The sequence below is a fragment of the Bradyrhizobium algeriense genome, assembly GCF_003062295.1.
GTDB lineage: Bacteria > Pseudomonadota > Alphaproteobacteria > Rhizobiales > Xanthobacteraceae > Bradyrhizobium > Bradyrhizobium algeriense.
The window spans coordinates 1-303 of sequence record NZ_PYCN01000311.1 but is presented as its reverse complement, the minus strand read 5'-3'; the positions used below and the strand labels follow the sequence as shown (position 1 = coordinate 303).

Annotated in this window: 1 protein-coding gene; it reads left to right on the top strand. The window is 60.1% G+C overall.

Features of this window, described 5'->3' with window-relative positions; all coding sequences use genetic code 11:
• Positions 1–200, top strand: a 200-nt coding sequence (locus tag C7G61_RS45800) for a hypothetical protein (protein ID WP_210205940.1), incomplete at its 5' end; no start/stop codon positions are given.
• Positions 201–303: the final 103 nt, after the last annotated feature.

Genomic DNA, 303 nt, shown 5'->3' with positions numbered 1-303 from the left:
CTCCGAAAGCTGGCAAAGCTGATCCCGCTGCCCGCCCCGATCCCGGCCTGAAAGCAAACAAGCTCCCGCTCGCCTGTCTCCTCGCACGGCCCAGAACACCTAAGGCGGCGACTTCTTCAACACAATCCGCTGGAAGCGGACATTCGCGCTGGCGTTCAGCATGTCTGCTTTGTGCCGATTTTGTTGCAAAAGTCGGTTGAGACCGATGGATGTTGGCCGGTCGTTTCACTAACGGCGATCGGCTTTGTCCGCCGGCTCCCCGGCGCTCTCTACTCAACTCTTACGCTACGCAACACACGGCGC